The sequence below is a fragment of the Streptomyces sp. SKN60 genome (assembly GCF_026236535.1).
Lineage (GTDB): Bacteria > Actinomycetota > Actinomycetes > Streptomycetales > Streptomycetaceae > Streptomyces.
Genome location: NZ_JAHTMW010000002.1, coordinates 456355 through 474738, shown reverse-complemented (window position 1 = coordinate 474738; position 18384 = coordinate 456355). Strand labels below are relative to the sequence as shown.

Sequence of the window (18384 nt, the reverse complement as noted above, 5' to 3'; positions counted from 1 at the left end):
AGGCCCCGGGTGGCTAGACCCGGGGCCTCGGCTCGGGCCGTCCCAACCCCGTGAAAGGAAGTACGACCCATGAACGTGATCGTTGCTGGTCAGAGGATCGTTACTCGGGCCGAGCTGATCGAGGCCGCACTCGGCTTCACCGCCGACCCGGCCGAGGCGCCGGAGTTCGACTCGGCGGCCGGCCAGGACGCGCTCCGCGACATCGTCGACGTCCTGGAGGCCGAGGCCGCGACCGACGTCGACGCCGAGGACCTCATGTACTACCGCAGCCTGCTCGGCGCCCGCGTGCTCGCCTTCCCCCGCCGCTCCGCCCTCGGTTTCGAGCGGGGTGCCGCGTGAACTCCATCGCCTACCGGCTCCTGCTGGTCCTGTGCGTCGCGACCGAGATCTGGGGCATCGCGATCGACGCCAAGGACGTCACCCTCGTCGGTGCGATCGCCGGGTGCGGCGTGATCGGCGTCGACCGGCTCCTGCTGCGCGCCGACCGCTACGAGGAGTTCGCCGAGGCGGGTGAGGAGCGGTGAGGACCATCGCCCAGATCCTGCTGTTCGTGCTGACCGTTCTGGAGCTCGCGCTCGGCCTGGTGGCCGGCGCGGTCGCGCTGCTGAGTCTGGTCACCGAGACGATCGCCCGGGCCGCGACCGCCGTTGACGAGCGGTTCGCCCGCCGGTTCCGGCTGGCCCGGGTCTCCCCGAAGCTCCGCCAGGAGCTCGCCGACGTCCTGTACGGGATCACGACGACGCCCGCCGGAGGTACCCGATGAGCACCTACCGCGAAGACCGCCGAGCCGACCGGGCCGCCGAGCGCGCCCAGGACCGCGAGGACAGGCGCCTGGAACTCCAGGCCCAGCAGGAGCGCGAGGCCGCGAAGGCCGAGGAGAAGCGCAAGGACGCCGACGCGAGGCGGCGCCAGGGGCAGGCCGACCGCAAGGCCAAGCAGGCGGAGAAGCAGGCGAAGAGGGCTGCCGCGGCCGCCAAGCGCGCCAAGCTCGTGCGGTGGCTGAAGGCGAACCCGGCGACGCTGTTCGTGGCGTTCGTGATGGTCGCCTCCATCGTCCCGGCGATCCTGTCCCAGATCGGCGCCCTGACCGGGGCGAGCGTGGCGGCCCCGATGGCCGGCCTGCTCGCCGCGATGCTGGAGGGCGGCGCCTGGGCGATCACGTTCATGGGCAAGCAGGCCGAGGACGCCGGCCGCGAGCCGCGCAAGTACCGGATCGGCACCTGGGCCGTCGCCACTGTGGCGGCCGCGGTGAACTTCTGGCACGGCCTGGAGGCATACCGCGCTCACCCGTGGGTCGCGTTCGTCCTCGGCGCCTCCTCGCTGTTCGCGATCTACATCTGGGACCTGAAGACCCACGGCTCCCACGGCAAGACCAAGGCCGAGAAGAAGGCCGAGAAGGACCGGGCCCGGCACGTGGCCGCCCGGCGCAAGCACCACCCGCAGATCGTCGAGCAGGCGGTGAAGCTTCAGGCCGCGCTGCCGTTCGGCGTCCTGGACGACGAGTCGGCGTTCGCGGCCGCGTGGCGGATCCACACCGGCGCCGAGCCCGGCCTGTCTGCTCAGCTCTACGCCACCGCGACGGAAGCGGTGCTGTCTCTCGGGGCGGCGTTCGAGCTCGGCGACAACGTCCGCGAGGAACTGCTGGAGACCGGCTTCAAGGCCGCCCGGCTCAACCCCTTCGCCGAACTGACCCAGACGCCCGCAGCCCAAGCGGGAATTGGGTCGAACACCCCCGAACCCCCCATCGAAAAGCCCCGCGAGACGCCCGCCCGGGGACGGTCTGAGAACGAGCTGAACGAGCTTCTTCCGGACGCCCTGAGCGCGGCCGCCGAGCTTGTCGCCGAGGGCAAGCAGATCTCCGCCTCGGGCCTGGCGAAGAAGCTCCAGATCCGCCGCGAGGACGCGCTCAAGCTCCGCGACCTCGTCATCGAACAGCGCCGCCTGCACGTCGCCTGAACCACCCCACCGAATGCGAGGGAGAGCCCGTCATGGGTCTGTTCAGCCGCAAGCCGCTCGACCCGCAGTTCGTCACCGAGAACGTCGCCGCCGCCGACACCGCCGACCCGAACGTCACCCGCGCGGTCCCCGCGCACACCGTCACCTGGCCGGTCGCCCCGTCCGGCATCCGCACCGTCCTGGTCGAGGGCGCCCGCTCGCCCCAGGACGCCGTCACCCGCGCGCTGCGCGACCGGCGGAGCATCGAGCGGACCACGACCCGCGGCTACCGCGTCCGCTTCGAGGACACCCCCGAGGTCTGGCTCATCGACTCCACCGGCGCCCGCCACGTGACGGGCCCCTTCCTCTGCGCCTGACCCACACCGCAGTACGCGGGGCCCGGCCCTCGCCTGGCAGCACCGGCCGGGCCCCGCTACCTCACCAGGAGGCACAGCAAGCATGACCGAGCACTCCGCCGAAACGCGCACCCCCTCCACCCCGGCCACCCCCACCGAGCCGACGATCGCGACCGTCACCTTCCTCCGGCCCGCCGCCCCCGCCCCGGCGGACAGCGAATGGTCGGACTGGGACGACAGTGCCACCGCCTTCCCGCCGATGCCGACCGTGGCGCCGGCCGTCACCGGACCGGACGACCGCACCGTCGTCCTCGACACCGCCCGCGTCGTCCTGGAAGAGACCACCGCCCCCGCCCCGGTCGCGACCGGGAAGGTGGAGAAGGTCGACCTGGACGACTTCGACGCCGACGCCCCGTTGATCCCTGTGTGGATGCACTCGGCCGAGGGCTGGGCCGCGTGGGCTGGGGTCTTCGCCCGGGCCCGCCGGCGGGACTTCCGCCGCTGGGTCCGCCGCCAGCCCACCCAGCGCGGCCACGTCCGCCAGTTCGGCCGCGGCACCCGCCGCACGCATGAGTGGGTCGTCGGCTTCGAGGGCGTCCGCGTGCAGTCCGCCGCCCACACCGCCCACGTCCTCACGCGTGAGGCCAAGCTCGCGGCCCGTTCGGCCCGCTTCACCCCGCGCATCCTCGGCACCAAGAAGGAACTCGCGATGAAGGCGGCCGAGCGTGCGACGAAGGCCGCCGAGGAGGCCGTCGCGCTGCACAAGAAGGCGAAGAAGGACCGCAACCGCGCCCGCAACCTCCGTGCCGGTGTCGCCTACGGCCCGCCCATGGCGGCGATCGGCGGCGGCTACGTCATGGGCGGCGGCCTCGGCCTCGCGGCCGGCCTGCTCTCCACGTTCGCCGGGGGCGCGTTCCTCGGCCGCAAGCCGTACGACGAGGACGCCGACTGGACGACCGACTGGCGCTCGCTCGGCGACGGCGACCGCATGAGCGCCCCGATGCTCGACCAGGCGTTCCGTGCGGCGAAGGTCATCGGCTCCGAGGAGTCGCTGCGGGTCGTGCAGATGCCGATGCTCGACGCCCGCGGCGCGTGGACCGCCGTGCTCGACCTGCCGCCCGGCATCCCTGCCAAGCGCGCGATCCGCGCCACCGACGAACTGGCCGCCGCGTTCGGCGTGGAGGAGGCCCAGGTCTCCATCGCCAAGCGCGGCCGGTCCGGCCGGATCGAGCTCTACGTCTCGCGCGATCTTCCGTTCACCGAGAAGGCCGCCCCCGGCCCGCTCCTCGCGCTGGACGCGGCCGCGAACTTCTGGGGCCCGATCTCCATCGGCCCCGACGTGCGCGGACTGCCCATCTCCATCAGCGTGGTGGAGCGTTCCGGTCTGATCGGCGGCGAGCCCGGCGCCGGCAAGTCGGCGTCCGGCAACACGATCCTGCTCGCGGCTGCGCTCGACCCGCGCGTCATCCTCGTCCTCGCGGACGGGAAGGGCGGTGGCGACCTTGAGCCGTTCGAGCACCTCTGCGAGTGCTTCGAGGGCGACGCCGACCCGGAGGCGTTCTACGAGCTGCTCAAGGAGCAGGTCGAGGACATGAAGCGCCGCTATGCGCTGCTGAAGAAGCTGGGCAAGCGGAAGGTCACCGAGGAGCTCGCGGCCAAGTACCCGGAGCTGCGGCAGAAGCTCATCTGGGTCGACGAGCTCATGTTCTACACGACCGACGAGGAGTACGGGAAGAAGATCACCAAGCTCCTCCGCAACCTCGTCTCCCGTGGGCGGGCGGCCGGGATCATCACCTTCTGCGCGACCCAGAAGCCCGGCTCCGACGTCATCGACACCAGCCTGCGGGACCTGCTCTCCATCAGGTGGGCACTGCGCTGCACCACCCCTGAGGCCTCGGACACGATCCTCGGCAAGGGTGCCGCCGCGTCCGGCTACTCGGCCAAGGCGATCCAGTCCGAGATGCGGGGCGCCGGCCTGCTGTGGGCCGAGGGCACCAACCCGACCATGGTCCGCGCCGACTACTACACCGACGAGCAGGTCGAGGAGCTCCTCGCCCGCGCGACCGAGTGGCGCCGTGCGGCCGGAACCCTGCCGAGCGCGCCGATGGCGCTCGTCGACCAGCTCCGCGCCCAGGGCGACGAGGACGCACTGCTTCTGGCCGCCGTCCTCGACACCTTCGCCGCCCACGCCAACCAGGACGGCCCGACCGAGTGGCTGCCCGGACAGCTCCTCGTCGACGAGCTCAAGGCCGCTGGCCACACGGTCACCGCCGAGAAGCTCGGCGCCCTGATCGTCCGCACCGACGAGGAGAAGGCCAAGCGCCCCTGGGGCGAGAAGGGCTCGCGTCTCACCGGCTACCCGCTCGCCCGCGTCGAGGCCGCCGCCACCGGCCGATTCGGGCTCACCGCCTGATTCCGACCCGGACACAACCCGGACAGACGCCCGGATTGACCCGGTATACCCCCTGGCGGACTGGGCTCCGACCCGGCCGCCAGGCCCCCGACCCGGACACCCGCGTCCGGGTCGGGCCCGGATCCGTCCGAGTCGTCCGCTGCTCTGACCTGCATGAATGCGGAGCCGTCCGGGCTCTGTCCGGGTCTCTGCCCTAGCTCAAACCGGTACATAAGGAGTCAGGCACGTGACCGCCCAGACCCTCACTATCACCGCCGTCCCGGCCCCGGACTTCGACGCCGAGGCCGCGCCCCTGGTCCGCGAGATCGAGCAGTACCTCACCGCCCGCGTCCGCACGACCGCCCACCCGCTCGTCACCAAGACCACCGCCGAACTCGTCGCCGAGGCCCTCGGCACCGCCCCGGCCGCGCCGGTCCTGACGGCCCCGGCCCGCGCGCTGCGGATCCTGCCCGACTGGGTCCTGAACTTCCCGCTGCTCCGTCAGCTCCACGGCGGCGGACGGCAGATCAGCGTCGCCGAGCACCTGGAACTCACCGCGCTCGTCATCGAGCGCTACGGCTGGCACCGCGGCGCCCTGCGCTCCGCCTCGGGCCGCCGCTGCATCCTCGGCGCCCAGGCCGTCCTGTTCCGCCTCGGCTACGGCGACGAGACCACCGCCCTCGCCGCCGGCCACCGCATCCAGACCGTCCTCGCCGCCCGGGGAATCACCGAGCCCTACCACCGCTGGAACGACGCCACCGGCCGCACCCGGACCGAGGTCATCGCCCTCGTCCGCACCGCCGCCCACAACGCCCGCCAGGAGGCCCACACGTGATCTCGCGCACCCGCATCCGGCAGATCCGCGCCGAGTCCGAGTCCGAGCACCGCACCCACGAGTGGGCGGACCGGGTCATCGACGAGCTCCTGACCGAGGCCGAGACCCGCAACGCCGTCGACGCCGCCGTGCGCGGCAGGACCGACTCCAGGGGCCGGAACCTCGCCCAGCGCATCGCCGCCGTGCGCCGGGGCGGCACGCCGCCCACGGCCGCCGAGCTCGACGAGGCGTACGACCTGCTCGTCCTGGTCCTCGCGGCCGGCGCCAGGTACGGGCTCACGCTCGACGACTGGGACTGGGTCGACGACCTTCCCGGCACCTGCCGGGACCTGATCCGCCGCAAGCATCGCTGACCATCCCCCGCCCTCGACAGGAGCTCCGCCGTGGTCATAACCGTCTCGCTCGTTGCCCTCTTCGCGCTCGTCCTGTTCTTCCTCCTGCGCTCCGGAAGCCTCACCTACGGGGCCGCGTTCATCGCCGTCGGCTTCGGCTTCTTCCTCGCCTCCACCGGCGCCGCCACCCCCATCAACCAGCTCACCGACAGCGTCATCGACGCCCTCTCCAACCTCTGACCCGTCGGGCTGGCCGTCATCTCGCCAAAGAACCGCGGCCGCCCCGGCTCTCCGTCCCATCGACACAGGCAGGAGCCTTGTCTTGCTGACCCTGACCGATCTGTTCTGCGGCGCTGGCGGTTCGTCCACTGGCGCGATCGCCGTGTCTGGGGTGAAGGTGCGCATGGCCGCCAACCACGCCCGCCATGCCGTCGACACCCATCAGGCCAACCACCCCGACGCGGACCACGACTGCGCCGACCTCTCCCAGGTCGAGCCCCGCCGATACCCGCGCACGGACATCCTGTGGGCCTCCCCGGAGTGCACCAACCACTCCATCGCCAAGGGCCGCCGGCGCGGGCACGGCGCCCACTCCGACGGTCTGTTCGCCGAGGACGGCACCGATGAGACCGCCGTCCGCTCCCGCGCCACCATGCACGACGTCCCCCGCTTCGCAGAGGTCCATCAGTACCGGGCGATCATCGTGGAGAACGTTGTGGACGCCTACTGGTGGGGCCCCGAGCAGGCCCCCGGCGCCGCCTTCGACGCGTGGCTGCGAACCCTGCACGCGTGGGGCTACGAGCACCACATCGTCTGGCTCAACTCCATGCACGCCGCCGCCTACGGCCCACCCGCCCCGCAGTCGAGGGACCGGATGTACGTGGTGCTGTGGCGCAAGGGGGAGCGCGCCCCCGACTTCGCCAAGTGGACCCGCCCCTACGCCGACTGCCCCACCCACGGCCGTGTCCAGGCCATCCAGGCGTTCAAGCGCCCGGACCGCCGCTGGGGCCGCTACGGACAGCGCGCTCAGTACCTCTGGCGCTGCCCACGCACCGAGTGCCGCAACCAGGCCGTGGAGCCCGCCGTCCGCGGCGCCGCCGAGGCGATCGACTGGACCCTGCCCGCCACACGGATCGGCGAGCGCAAGCGGCCCCTCGCCGCCGACACGATGCGCCGCGTCCGGGCCGGATTCGCCGCCTTCGCCGAGCCGCTCACCGTGCCCGTGGAGGGCCGCGAAGGGAAGAAGGCAGCCCCCGCCTCGGCGCCCCTGCGGACGGTCACCACGCGGAACGAGACCGGGCTCGCGCTGCCGCCGTACATGGTCGAGCTGCGCGGTGGCGGCTCCTCGCACCGCGCGATCTCGGCTCCGCTCGCCACCGTGTGCGCCTCCGGCAACCACCACGGCATCGTCACCGCCCCGGACCTCGTCGTGCCCTACTACAGCAACGGCACCGCCCGCCCCGCCGTCCAGCCGCTGCCGACCGTCACCACCGTCGACCGACACGGCGCCCTGTACGGCGGCTCGGTCTCCTCCGTGGAGGAGTGCCGCTTCCGGATGCTGGAGCCCCACGAGTACGCCGCCGCCATGGCCTTCCCCGCCGACTACCGGCTCCTCGCCAACGACAAGCGCACCCGTGTCCTGATGCTCGGCAACGCCGTCACCCCGCCCGCCGCCCGCGACCTGGTCGCCATGGTCACCGAGGCCATCACCGGCGAGGTCCTCGCCCCCGTCGCCGCCTGAGAGAACCCCGGGGCGGCCGCCATCTCGCCAAAGAACCGCGGCCGCCCCGGCTCTCCGTCCCATCGACAGAAACAGGAGAACCCCCAGCATGACCCATCCGATCCCGATCCGGCGAGACCAGCACCTCGCCACCGCCCTGTACCTCGCAGCGGGCTGCATGCCGGTGCTGCCGCTGCGGGCGGGGAAGGGCCCGTTCGGCAACTGCCCCGACTGCGCCGACAACGCGTGCGGTGGCCGGCCGAACATGAAGACCCCCGGGCCCTGCCTGTGCCCGCGGCCCTGCCACGCCTGGGCCGCCGCCACCACCGACCCCCACGTCCTCACCTCGCCCGCATGGGCGACCGCCTGGCGCGCCGCGGGAGTCGTCGGGTACCACCCCGGCGGGGCCGGGGTGACCGTGGTCGACCTCGACGACGCCGACGCCGTCACCTGGGCCCGCACCGTACTGCCGCCGACCCGCACCGTGACCACCACCCGTGGCGAGCACTGGGTCTACCGGGGTGTGATGCGCTCCGCCAACCACGTCCGGTCCGGCGTCGACGTCAAGTCCCTGATGTCTTACGCCCGTTGGCTCGGCCCGGGCGCCGGCACCATGACCGTCCTGCCGCCGGCCGTCCTCGCCCTCGTGGAGAGGGAAGAAACCACCCGGCCCCCGGCGGCGGTGGACTCTTCCTCGATGACCCGCGCCCGGTGGGACCGGAGCGTGGCCACCGGCTGCCGCCACACCGAGACCTACGTCCGCACCGGCGTCACTCGCGGAGTCGAGCACGTCAAGGCCCGCTCCGAGAAGGGCGCCGGCACCGCCGCCTACGGCGCCGCGCGCTTCCTCGCCAAGCAACACACCGCATGCCCCGGCCCCTGCGGCCTCGACACCCTCGGCGAAGACATCATCGACGCCGCCGTGTCCGTCGGCGTCCCCGAGCCCTACGCCCGCCGGGCCGTCACCCACGGCCTCAAGGCCGCTCTGGGAGCGACCGCGTGACCACCACGACCGACGGACGCCGGATCGTCGCCCTGCTGCGGATCTCCGCGCCGGGACGAGACACGACGCCCTCGGTGCGCTCGTGGTGCTCCTGCGGGCGAGACCTCGTGGCGTTCGGGCAGCGCAAGGCGGCCGCGCTCGTCGCCGACCACACCCGGCACCGCACCCTCTGCCCGCTGCTGACCGAGGGGAAGGAAGCCGCGTGACCGGCACCGAGGAGCTGCCCTCGCCGTCCAACCCGATGGCCGTCGCCCGAAAGCTCGTGCCCGCCTGGCACACCGAGGACGGGCACCTGCGACTGAGGCGCTGGCGCGGTTCGTGGATGCGGTGGACCGGGACCTGCTGGCGCGAGTACGACGAGCAGCAGATGCGCGCCGGGCTCTACAAGCGCTTGGAGCACGCCACGTTCTGCGCCGGCCTCGACAAGAACGGGGAGCCGGAGGTGCGGCAGTGGGCGCCGACGAAGACGAAGATCAGCAACCTGCTTGACGCCCTGAGCGCCATCACCTTCCTCCCCACCGACACCGACGCACCTGCCTGGATCGACGGCGAGAGCGGCAAGCACGACGCCAGCCCGATCGTCGCCTGCCGCAACGGGCTCTTGCGTATCCGGGACCGGAAGCTGCTTCCGCACGGTCCCACCTTCTTCAACCTCGTCTCCGTCCCGTACGACTTCGACCCTGCCGCGACTGCCCCCGCCTGGGAGGCGTTCCTCAACGGGATCTGGCCCGACGATCCCGAGTCCATCGCCGCTGTTCAGGAGTGGTTCGGGTACGTGCTCTCCGGGCGGACCGACCAGCAGAAGATCCTGCTCATGAAGGGGCCGACCCGCTCAGGGAAGGGCACCATCGCCCGCATCCTGAAGGAGCTGGTCGGCAAGGAGAACCTCGCCGGGCCCACCCTCGCCGGGCTCGGCACGAACTTCGGGCTCTCCACCCTCGTCGGCAAGCCGCTCGCGGTCATCTCCGACGCCCGGCTGTCCGGGAAGGACAACGGTCAGGTGGTCGAGCGGCTGCTCACGATCTCCGGCGAGGACACCATCGACATCGACCGGAAATTCCGCGACCCGTGGACCGGCAAGCTGCCGACCCGGCTCATGGTGCTGACCAACGAGCTGCCGAACTTCGGCGACTCCTCCGGCGTCATCGCCCGCCGGTTCATCGTCCTCAACATGACCGTCTCCTGGCTCGGCAAGGAGGACACCGAGCTGACGGAGAAGCTCGCTGCCGAGATGCCCGGCATCATCAACTGGGCCCTTGACGGCCTCGCCCGCCTGGAACGTACCGGCCGGATCACCGAGCCCGCGTCTTCTCAAGACGCGGTCATGACCATGCAGGACACTGCCTCGCCGACGTCCGCGTTCGTCCGCGAGCGCTGCACCACCGGCCCGACCCGCGAAGTCCCCGTGGACATCCTGTGGACCGCCTGGCGGGAGTGGGCCGAGGACAACGGCGTGAAGTCCATCGGCACGAAGCAGCTCTTCGGCCGCAACCTGCTCTCCGTCGTTCCGCAGCTGCACCGCACCCGGCCCCGCGATGCCTACGGCCGGCAAGTGGCCACGTACGCCGGAATCACGCTCAACCCGTCCCCTGACCCGCTCTGAGTCGCGATGAGTCACGACTCAGAGCAATGTCACTCCAACTTTTTCGCCCCCGAGGAGGGGACCTCGATGGCCAGCACGCCCAAGACCCGCGCGATGCTCACCGTCCCCGAGCTGTGCGACGAACTCGGCATTACCCGCTCCACCTTCTACGACTGGCGCCAGAAGCAGCGGGCTCCTCGCTGCATCAAGCTCCCCAACGGCGGACTCCGCGTGCGTCGGGTCGACCTTGAGATCTGGCTGGACGAGCACGAGGACGCTGCTTGATGGACACGACGTACGACGTGAAGTTCTGGAAGACCTCCGTATACGAGGGGAAGACGAAGACCACGTACACGGTCCGCTGGCTGGTGGCGAGGGAGGAGTGGCGAAAGCCGTTCACCAAGGCCGGCCTAGCTGAATCCTTCCGCGCGGGGTTGATGTCCGCCGCCAGCAAGGGGGAGGCGTTCAGCCTCTCCACCGGTCTGCCCGTCTCGCACACGTCCCGGGCGGCCGGCGTGAAGTGGTACGACTTCGCGATCCAGTTCGTGGACCAGCTCTGGGAGCGGACGTCGGCGAACAACCGGCGGAACGTGGCGAAGGCGCTCACGCCCGTCACGATCGCTCTGCTCCGCTCGCAGCCGACGACGTTCAAGGGCGTGGACATGCGCCGAGCGCTCCGCGAGTATGCGTTCAACACTCGCCGACGAGACCAGGCCCCGCCCGAGGTCGCCGTGATCCTGCGCTGGGTGCAACGCAACTCGCTCACGATGGCGGCGTGGGAGGACGAGAGCACCGTGGAGACGGCGCTTCGTGCGGCCGCGACGAAGCTGGACGGTACGGCCGTGGCCGCCAGCTCGGCCCGCCGGACGAAGCGAGTGCTCAACGTCCTCTTCGAGTACGCCCTGAAGAAGAAGGTGCTCAAGGTGAACCCCCTCCCGAAAGGGAAAGGGCGCCAGCACCACGGCGGCCAAGACCTCTTCCGCCGTCGACAAGCGCTCGCTGCTCAACAGCGAGCAGGCCGCCAAGCTGCTCGGCTGGATCTATGGACGGCCGCGGGGCGGCCAGCGGCTGCACACCTTCTTCGCCGCGATGTACTACGCCGGCGCCCGGCCCGAGGAGGTCGTGGCCATCGACGTCGGGGACGTACGCCTGCCCGACGCGGACGCCGACGACCAGTGGGGCGAGCTGCTGCTCCACACTGCCCACCCCGAGGTCGGGAAGCAGTGGACGGACACCGGGGAGGTGCGCGAGGAGCGCGGGCTCAAGGGGCGGGCCGCCGACGACACGCGCACGGTGCCCTGCCGCCCCGCCCTCACACGGATTCTCCGGGCCCATATCGAGAAGGAAGAGCTGAAGCCCGGCGATCTACTGATGCAAGGGGAGAACGGGGGAAACCTCGCCGGGTCCGTGATCCGGCGAGCGTGGAGGCGGGCTCGAAAGGAAGTGCTCACCTCGTACGAGTTCGGAACCCCGCTCGGCCGCCGCGTGTACGACCTCCGGCACACCTGCCTGACGAACTGGCTCAACGCCGGCGTCCCGGCCGCGACCGTCGCCGAGTGGGCGGGCAACAGCGTCCCCGTCCTCCTCGCCACCTACGCCCGGTGCATCGACGGGCAGCTCGATGACCTGAAACACCGCATCGAGCGGGCGGGGGAGCTGCCGGACCCGGCCGCGGCGAGGCGCTGAAAATTTCTCCGCGTATTCTCCGTGGCCACCCGCAGAAACCCGGTTCCAGCCGGACATCGCCGGACGTGCCTCACCCCCGCCGTGGGGTGCGTCCGGCCCCTGCGCCGCTCACCGGAAACCACCTCTGACCAGCAGAAAGGACCCTCCCGAAGGAGGGTCCCGGTGTTGCGCCCCCGGCAGGACTCGAACCTGCGGCCAAGTGCTTAGAAGGCACCTGCTCTATCCGCTGAGCTACGGGGGCCGGTGGTGGCCGGTGGGGTGGCCGGGTCAAGGATAGGGGTCCTGTCGGCCTGGCCCGGGTGCTTCACCTGCGTGGCACGATGTGGAGGTTCGGTGAAGCGGTCCGATAATCGCAGGCAGGTGCGATTCGTGCAGCGCTTTTCGCGCCACTCGGGCCGGGTGTTGTGCAGTCGTTATGCCCAGGGCGGCACCGAGGGTGCCCGGCTACATCCGTTCGGTCGGCGCGCGCAGCCGCAATACGCTTCAAAAAGGCTCCAAAATTGGGCATTCTTCGCATGTGGTGACCTTGGACGAACGGCCTCAGCTGATCGACGCACTCTCCGCCCTGCGCGACCGTGTCGCCGCCGTGCGTCTCCCCCTCCCCCTTCCCGGCGCCCCGCGCGCCCGGCAGACCCGGGCCGAGTTGCTCGCCCAGCTCGACGACTATCTGGTGCCCCGGCTGAAGGATCCCGACGCGCCGCTGCTCGCGGTCGTCGGCGGATCCACCGGGGCCGGGAAGTCCACGCTGGTCAACTCGCTCGTGGGGCGGCGGGTGAGCGAGGCGGGGGTGCTCAGACCCACCACCCGGACGCCCGTCCTGGTCTGCCACCCCGAGGACCACCACTGGTTCGCCGGGATGCGCGTACTGCCGCAGCTCACCCGCGTCTGGCTGCCCCAGCAGGACGACGAGCACCCCGCCGAGGAACCCCCGGAGGACAACGCCCTGCGGGTCGAGACCGCCGCCACCCTGCCCCGCGGCCTCGCCCTCCTCGACGCGCCCGACATCGACTCCCTCGTCGTCGAGAACCGGCTGCTCGCCGCCGAGTTGATGTGCGCCGCCGACATCTGGGTCATGGTCACCACCGCCTCCCGCTACGCCGACGCCGTCCCCTGGCATCTGCTCCGTACCGCCAAGGAGTACGACGCCACCCTCGTCACCGTCCTGGACCGGGTGCCCCACCAGGTGATCACCGAGGTCTCCCGGCAGTACGAGGCGCTGCTCGACAAGGCCGGATTCGGCGACCTGCCCCGCTTCACCATCCCCGAACTGCCCGAGTCCACCGGCGGCGGCACCGGACTCCTGCCCGACAACGCCGTCGCCCCCCTCCGCGGCTGGCTCTCCCACTGCGCCCAGGACCCCGCCGCCCGCCAGCAGGCCGTCGGCCGGACCGCCGCCGGAGTGATCGACTCGCTCGACACCCGCATGCCGGAACTCGCCGGGGCGGTCGCGGCCCAGTACGCGGCGGCCGTACGGCTCGGCGGCGCCGTCGAGTCCGCGTACGAGGAGCAGGGCGGCCGGGTCCGCGAGCAGGTGCGCCGCGGCGCCGTCCTCGCCGGCGACGCCCGCACCCGCTGGCGCGGCTACCCCCGGGACAGCTCGGCCGGCGAACTCCTCGACGCCCTCGTCGAATCCCTCGGCGCGCTCGTGCAGTGCGCCGTCGCCGCCGCCGACGAGCGGGTACGGGACGCCTGGCGCCGCGAACCCGCCGCCGGCGCGCTCTCGCCCAGGGCCACCCCGGGCACCGGCCGCAAGGACGACTCCCAGGACGCCGGGGAGCGGATCGCCATGACCGTACGGCGCTGGCGACGCGTCCTGGAGGAGACGGTCGAGGAGGAGGTACGGGACATCGAGCGCCCCGCCACCGCGCGGGCCCGGGGCGGCAAGCGCGCGGCCGCCGCCGCGGCCCCCGACACCGAGACCCTCACCGCGCTCCTCGCCGCCGTCCTCCTCGGCGGCCGTCGCACCCGCGCCGCCGGCGACCGGCTCGCCGAACTCCTCGGCGCCCAGGGCGCCCTGCGGCTGCGCGACAAGGGCGGCGAGCTCCTCGCCACGTACCTCGACCGCGCCCTGCACACCGAACGCGACCGGCGTCTCGCCCCCCTCGACGCCCTCGACGTGACCCCCGAGCCGCAGGCCGAACTGATCGCCGCGCTCTCCGTACTGCAGAAGGAGAAGTGACGCCGTGGACGACACAGCGGATGGAGCGAAGCGCTGGGACGACGGGCTGATCGCCCGCCGCGTCGCCGACCGCCCCCTCCCCAGGGGCGAGGCCCACGGGAGCGACGCGGGCGACGACCCGGGCGACGACGACGAGAGCGCGCTCCCGCCCCTCGGCGGCGCCTACGGCGGGGCCCTGCGCACCCGCCTCGACGCGCTCCACGAGCTCGTCGGCCTCTCCCGTACCCGCGTCGAGGGCCGGGCGCTGGCCGAGGCCGGACGGGTGCTCGACGAGGCCGCCGCGCGTCAGCGGCTGTCCGCGCGGCACACCGTCGTCGCCATCGCCGGGGCCACCGGCAGCGGCAAGTCGTCCCTCTTCAACGCCCTCGCCGGCGTCCCCGTCTCCGAGACCGGCCTGCGCCGCCCGACCACCGCCGCGCCGATCGCGCTCAGCTGGTCCGAGGGCGCGGCGGGGCTGCTCGACCGGCTCGGCATCCCCGGGCGGCTGCGCCGCAGGCCGCTCGCGGGCGGCGCGGCCGACGCCGAACTGCAGGGGCTCGTCCTGATCGACCTGCCGGACCACGACTCGGCCGTCACCGCCCACCGCGACCAGGTGGACCGGCTGCTCGGGCTCGTCGACGCGGTGATCTGGGTGGTCGACCCGGAGAAGTACGCCGACGCCGCGCTGCACGAGCGCTATCTGCGGCCGCTCGCCGGGCACGCCGAGGTCACCTTCGTCGTCCTCAACCAGATCGACCGGCTCGGCGCCGAGGCCGCCGACCTCGTCATCGACGACCTGCGCCGGCTGCTCGACGAGGACGGCATGGCGCTCGGCGAGCACGGCGAACCCGGCGCGACCGTCCTGCCGCTGTCCGCGCTGACCGGCGAGGGCGTGCCGGAGCTGCGCGAGCTCCTCGGGCGTTTCGTCCAGGAGCGCACCGCGCCCGAGCGGCGCCTCGCCGCCGACGTGGACGCCGCCACGGCCCGGCTGCGGCCGGAGTTCGTCGCCGACGGGCGGCCCGGGCTCGGCGAACGCTCCCGGGAGGAGTTCGCCCACCGGCTCGCCGTCGCGGTCGGCGCGCAGGCGGCGGGCGAGGCCGCCGAACGGGTCTGGCGTCGCAACGCCATCCGCGCCTGCGGCACGCCGTGGCTGCGGCTCTACCGCTGGTACGAGCGGGTGCGCGAGCACGGCAGCGGCGATACCGGTCCGGTGGCGCCGGTCGAGGAGGAGCTGACCGCGCGTCAGCGGGTCGAGCAGGCCGTGCGGATCGTCTCCGACGAGGCCGCGCGCGGGCTGCCCGGCCCCTGGGCGCAGTCGGTCCGCGAGGCGGCGCTGCGCGGCGCCGACGGGCTGCCGGAGGCGCTCGACGAGCTGACCGTGAGCATGGGCGACCCGGCGGCCCGGCCGCCCCGCCCGGCCTGGTGGCCGGCCGCGGTGCTCGCCCAGGTGGTGATGACCTTCCTGCAGATCTTCGGCGCGCTGTGGCTGATCGCCCAGATCGTGGGGGTGGTCGAGCCGCTGCTCTGGCCGCCGGTGCTCATCATGGTCGCGGGGATCGTCGGCGGTCCGCTGGTCGAGTGGGCCTGTGCGGCGGCGGTACGGGGACCTGCGCGGCGTTACGGGCAGGAGGCCGAGCGCGCGCTGCGCGAGGCCGCGGCGGCCTGCGGCCGGGCCCGGGTGCTCGACCCGATCGCGGCGGAGCTGATGCGCTACCGGGAGGTGCGCGAGCAGTTCGTGACGGCCGCCGGCGCCACGCGGATGGCGAGCCGGACCGTGGGCGGCGGGGGAGCGGGGATCGGCGGTGGCGGCGGGCGGTTCGGCGGGACGCGGTTCGGGCCGGCGCGGGCGGGGGGCGCGCGGGTGCGCTGAGGCGGAAGCTCTCGTTCGGGTGGCCAAGTTGTCCCCAACCGCTCACTTGTCCACAGGCTTCAGCGGGTTTCTCCGGTTCGGTCCAGGATGGATTGCGGAAGGGCGGACGACCGCCGTTCCGGGGAACCGAAGGGGGAGCGTGGGCGGATGAACGAGACGACGGTGACGCTGGTCGGCAACGTGGCGACGAACGTGGAGTACCGGGAGACGGTGTCGGGCGGGGTCGCCCGGTTCCGCTTCGCGGTGACCGCGCGCCGCTGGGACCGGGAACGCGCGGCCTGGACCGACGGGGCCACCAGCTTCTACACGGTGTCGGCGTGGCGCTCGCTGGGGGCGAACCTGGCAGCCTCGGTCTCGGTGGGCGAACCACTGGTGGTGCACGGCCGGTTGAAGGTCCGTGAGGAGGAGCTCGACGGGCGCCGGAAGACCTTCGTGGACGTCGACGCGGTCGCGGTCGGCCACGATCTGACGCGGGGCACGGCGGCCTTCCGGCGGGCGACGCGGCAGGCGGCCGAAGCTTCCGCAGCTCTCGCGACTCCAGCGACTCCCGCAACTCCTGTACTGGAACAAGGAGTTCCGGATTCATCGCCGCCGACCGGTCCCGAGCGCGTCGACTACCCTCTGGTAGCCGCGCCCTGACCTTCCGTTGTGGGGATTTGTCGATACCGTGACCAGCGGTTTCGTGCTCAACTTCCCCCGCTGATAACGATTTCGAGTCGGAATGGTTATCAGACCGTACGACGGGACACCGGGGGCTTCCCCGTCCCTAGGATTCCCGGATACTCATGAGGCACTTGCTTCCAGTGGGGCAGTGAGTCTGCTGGCGGGTGCTCCCCCCACGCGTCTCGATCGAAGACGCGGAGCAGCCCGCACGGAGGGGAAATCCATGTATTCAGTTCGGAGGCGCGGCGTTGCCCGCCTTGCCGCCGCGACGATGGTTTCGGGTCTCGTCGTTGCGGGTTCGATAGCCATCGCGGGACCGGCGATGGCCGACGGGGCCGACCAGGGCACGGGCGGTGCCACGGCGACGCTCGGCGACCTGAAGATCTACGACACCGTCGAGATCAAGGACTCGAACCGTAAGGTCTCGGCCGGCCTGTTCGAGATGGCCGTCAAGCCCGGTGGGTTCATCCAGACCTACTGCATCGACCTCTACACCGGTGCGAAGACGGGCCAGGAGTACAAGGAGGTCGGCTGGGACCAGTCGTCGCTCCACAACAACAAGGACGCCGGCAAGATCCGCTGGATCCTGCAGAACTCCTACCCGCAGGTGAACGACCTCACGAGCCTGGCCGCCAAGGCCGGTGCCACGAAGCTCACCGAGAAGACCGCCGCCGCTGCCACCCAGGCCGCCATCTGGCACTTCTCCGACAAGGTCGACGCCGTTCCGGTCAACGCCGACGCCGCGAAGCTGACGAAGTTCCTGGAGGAGAAGGCCGTCGAGCTCGACGAGCCCACCGCCTCCCTGAGCCTCTCCCCGTCGTCCGTCGCGGGCAAGGCGGGCAGCCGTCTCGGCCCGATCACGGTCGACACCAACTCCGGCACGGCGAAGGTCTCCCTCGCCCCCGGCGCCCCGGCCGGCGTGACCGTCGTCGACAAGGACGGCAAGGCCGTCACCACCGTCGCCGACGGCTCCAAGGTCTACTTCGACGTTCCGGCCGGCACCGCCGACGGCACCGCCGAGCTGAACGTCCAGGCCGACACCACCGTCCCGATCGGCCGCGCCTTCGTCGCCACCAAGGTGAAGAGCCAGACCCTGATCCTGGCCGGCACCAGCACCTCCACCGTCTCCGCCAAGGCCTCCGCGAGCTGGGCGAAGCAGGGTGTGGTCCCCTCGGTCACCGCCGAGAAGAACTGCGCCAAGGGCGGCGTCGACATCACCCTCGGCAACAAGGGCGACGAGGCCTGGGAGCTCGACCTCAAGGGCGTGAAGTACTCGATCGCCGCCGGCGAGTCGAAGACCGTCACCGTCCCGGTCGCCGAGGACGAGGCGTACAAGTTCACCATCACCGGCCCGAACGGCTTCGAGAAGGTCATCGAGGGCGTCCTCGACTGCAAGACGGCCACCCCCGGCCCGACGCCGTCCGAGACCCCGACCGACACCCCGTCGCCGTCCCAGACCCCGGCGACCGGCGGCACCACCTCCGGCACCACCGGCGGCGGCGACCTCGCCGAGACCGGTAGCTCCAGCGCCACCCCGATGATCGCCGGCATCGCCGCCGCGCTCGTCGTGGTCGGCGGCGGCGCGATCTTCTTCCTCCGCAAGAAGAAGACCGCCGGTCAGTAACCCCCAGCGGCCGAGGACGGCCCCGCCGCGCACCGCGCGGCGGGGCCGTCCCGTTTCCGCCGTCCGCTCCGCCGTCCGCTCCGCCATCCCTCTGCCGTCCCCTCCGTCGTCCACCCACGGTGACGGCCGGGTCACTCGGAGAAGGGGCAGGTCAGGGTCGCGAGGTGCCGTCCCTGCGGTACTGGTTTCCGCCGACGGGGCTCGGTCAGGCAAGATGGGACCTATCTG

At 72.2% G+C, this 18384-nt stretch carries 19 protein-coding genes and 1 tRNA gene; 19 read left to right on the top strand and 1 reads right to left on the bottom strand.

Annotation, left to right across the window (positions count from 1 at the left end; translation table 11 throughout):
- Positions 1–69 precede the first annotated feature (69 nt).
- The 15 genes from KV205_RS05265 (at position 70) to KV205_RS05195 (ending at position 11841) form a co-directional block, all read left to right on the top strand.
- Positions 70–339 (top strand): hypothetical protein, encoded by a 270-nt coding sequence (locus KV205_RS05265; protein ID WP_265862535.1) that lies wholly within the window; start codon positions 70–72, stop codon positions 337–339.
- Complete coding sequence (locus KV205_RS05260; RefSeq protein ID WP_265862533.1) at positions 336–524, top strand: hypothetical protein; 189 nt, start codon at positions 336–338, stop codon at positions 522–524. The genes KV205_RS05265 and KV205_RS05260 overlap by 4 nt, the downstream gene beginning before the upstream one ends.
- Positions 521–763, top strand: a complete 243-nt coding sequence (locus tag KV205_RS05255) for a hypothetical protein (RefSeq protein ID WP_265862531.1) — start codon at positions 521–523, stop codon at positions 761–763. Before KV205_RS05260 ends, KV205_RS05255 begins: the two co-directional genes overlap by 4 nt.
- Positions 760–1956, top strand: coding sequence for a hypothetical protein (locus KV205_RS05250; RefSeq protein WP_265862529.1), 1197 nt, complete (start codon positions 760–762; stop codon positions 1954–1956). Before KV205_RS05255 ends, KV205_RS05250 begins: the two co-directional genes overlap by 4 nt.
- 32 nt (positions 1957–1988) lie before the next feature.
- Entirely contained in the window at positions 1989–2312 is a 324-nt protein-coding gene (locus tag KV205_RS05245) for a hypothetical protein (RefSeq protein ID WP_265862527.1), read from the top strand.
- A gap of 82 nt (positions 2313–2394) precedes the next feature.
- Complete coding sequence (locus KV205_RS05240; RefSeq protein ID WP_265862526.1) at positions 2395–4704, top strand: FtsK/SpoIIIE domain-containing protein; 2310 nt, start codon at positions 2395–2397, stop codon at positions 4702–4704.
- A 226-nt stretch (positions 4705–4930) separates the two neighbouring features.
- Positions 4931–5518 (top strand): hypothetical protein, encoded by a 588-nt coding sequence (locus tag KV205_RS05235; RefSeq protein ID WP_265862525.1) that lies wholly within the window; start codon positions 4931–4933, stop codon positions 5516–5518.
- Positions 5515–5871, top strand: coding sequence for a hypothetical protein (locus KV205_RS05230; protein ID WP_265862523.1), 357 nt, complete (start codon positions 5515–5517; stop codon positions 5869–5871). The genes KV205_RS05235 and KV205_RS05230 overlap by 4 nt, the downstream gene beginning before the upstream one ends.
- 30 nt (positions 5872–5901) lie before the next feature.
- A complete protein-coding gene (locus tag KV205_RS05225; RefSeq protein ID WP_265862521.1) occupies positions 5902–6090 on the top strand; it encodes a hypothetical protein in 189 nt (62 codons plus the stop codon).
- 82 nt (positions 6091–6172) lie between these two features.
- Positions 6173–7591 (top strand): DNA cytosine methyltransferase, encoded by a 1419-nt coding sequence (locus KV205_RS05220; protein WP_265862519.1) that lies wholly within the window; start codon positions 6173–6175, stop codon positions 7589–7591.
- A gap of 88 nt (positions 7592–7679) precedes the next feature.
- Complete coding sequence (locus KV205_RS05215) at positions 7680–8573, top strand: DNA primase (RefSeq protein WP_265862517.1); 894 nt, start codon at positions 7680–7682, stop codon at positions 8571–8573.
- Positions 8570–8779 carry a hypothetical protein gene (locus KV205_RS05210; protein WP_265862515.1) on the top strand — a complete coding sequence of 70 codons (210 nt, stop codon included), beginning with the start codon at positions 8570–8572 and terminating at the stop codon, positions 8777–8779. Before KV205_RS05215 ends, KV205_RS05210 begins: the two co-directional genes overlap by 4 nt.
- Positions 8776–10176 carry a phage/plasmid primase, P4 family gene (locus KV205_RS05205; protein WP_265862513.1) on the top strand — a complete coding sequence of 467 codons (1401 nt, stop codon included), beginning with the start codon at positions 8776–8778 and terminating at the stop codon, positions 10174–10176. Before KV205_RS05210 ends, KV205_RS05205 begins: the two co-directional genes overlap by 4 nt.
- Positions 10177–10242: 66 nt before the next feature.
- Entirely contained in the window at positions 10243–10440 is a 198-nt protein-coding gene (locus KV205_RS05200) for an AlpA family transcriptional regulator (RefSeq protein WP_265862511.1), read from the top strand.
- An 804-nt stretch (positions 10441–11244) separates the two neighbouring features.
- Entirely contained in the window at positions 11245–11841 is a 597-nt protein-coding gene (locus KV205_RS05195; RefSeq protein WP_374214625.1) for a hypothetical protein, read from the top strand.
- Positions 11842–12009: 168 nt separating this feature from the next.
- Here KV205_RS05195 and KV205_RS05190 read toward each other — a convergent pair.
- Positions 12010–12082: transfer RNA gene (locus KV205_RS05190), tRNA-Arg, on the bottom strand.
- A gap of 285 nt (positions 12083–12367) precedes the next feature.
- Between KV205_RS05190 and KV205_RS05185 the strand changes: the two genes are divergently transcribed.
- The 4 genes from KV205_RS05185 to KV205_RS05170 all read left to right on the top strand — a co-directional run bounded on the left by KV205_RS05185 (position 12368) and on the right by KV205_RS05170 (position 18156).
- Positions 12368–14020, top strand: coding sequence for a dynamin family protein (locus KV205_RS05185; RefSeq protein ID WP_265862510.1), 1653 nt, complete (start codon positions 12368–12370; stop codon positions 14018–14020).
- Positions 14021–14024: 4 nt separating this feature from the next.
- Positions 14025–15869, top strand: coding sequence for a YfjP family GTPase (locus KV205_RS05180; RefSeq protein WP_265862508.1), 1845 nt, complete (start codon positions 14025–14027; stop codon positions 15867–15869).
- Positions 15870–16016: 147 nt separating this feature from the next.
- On the top strand, positions 16017–16508 hold the full coding sequence (locus KV205_RS05175) for a single-stranded DNA-binding protein (RefSeq protein WP_265862506.1): 492 nt from the start codon (positions 16017–16019) through the stop codon (positions 16506–16508).
- Positions 16509–16755: 247 nt separating this feature from the next.
- The gene (locus KV205_RS05170) at positions 16756–18156 is read left to right on the top strand and encodes a Cys-Gln thioester bond-forming surface protein (protein WP_265862504.1); all 1401 of its coding nucleotides are present in this window, start codon (positions 16756–16758) and stop codon (positions 18154–18156) included.
- The last annotated feature ends 228 nt before the right edge of the window (positions 18157–18384 follow it).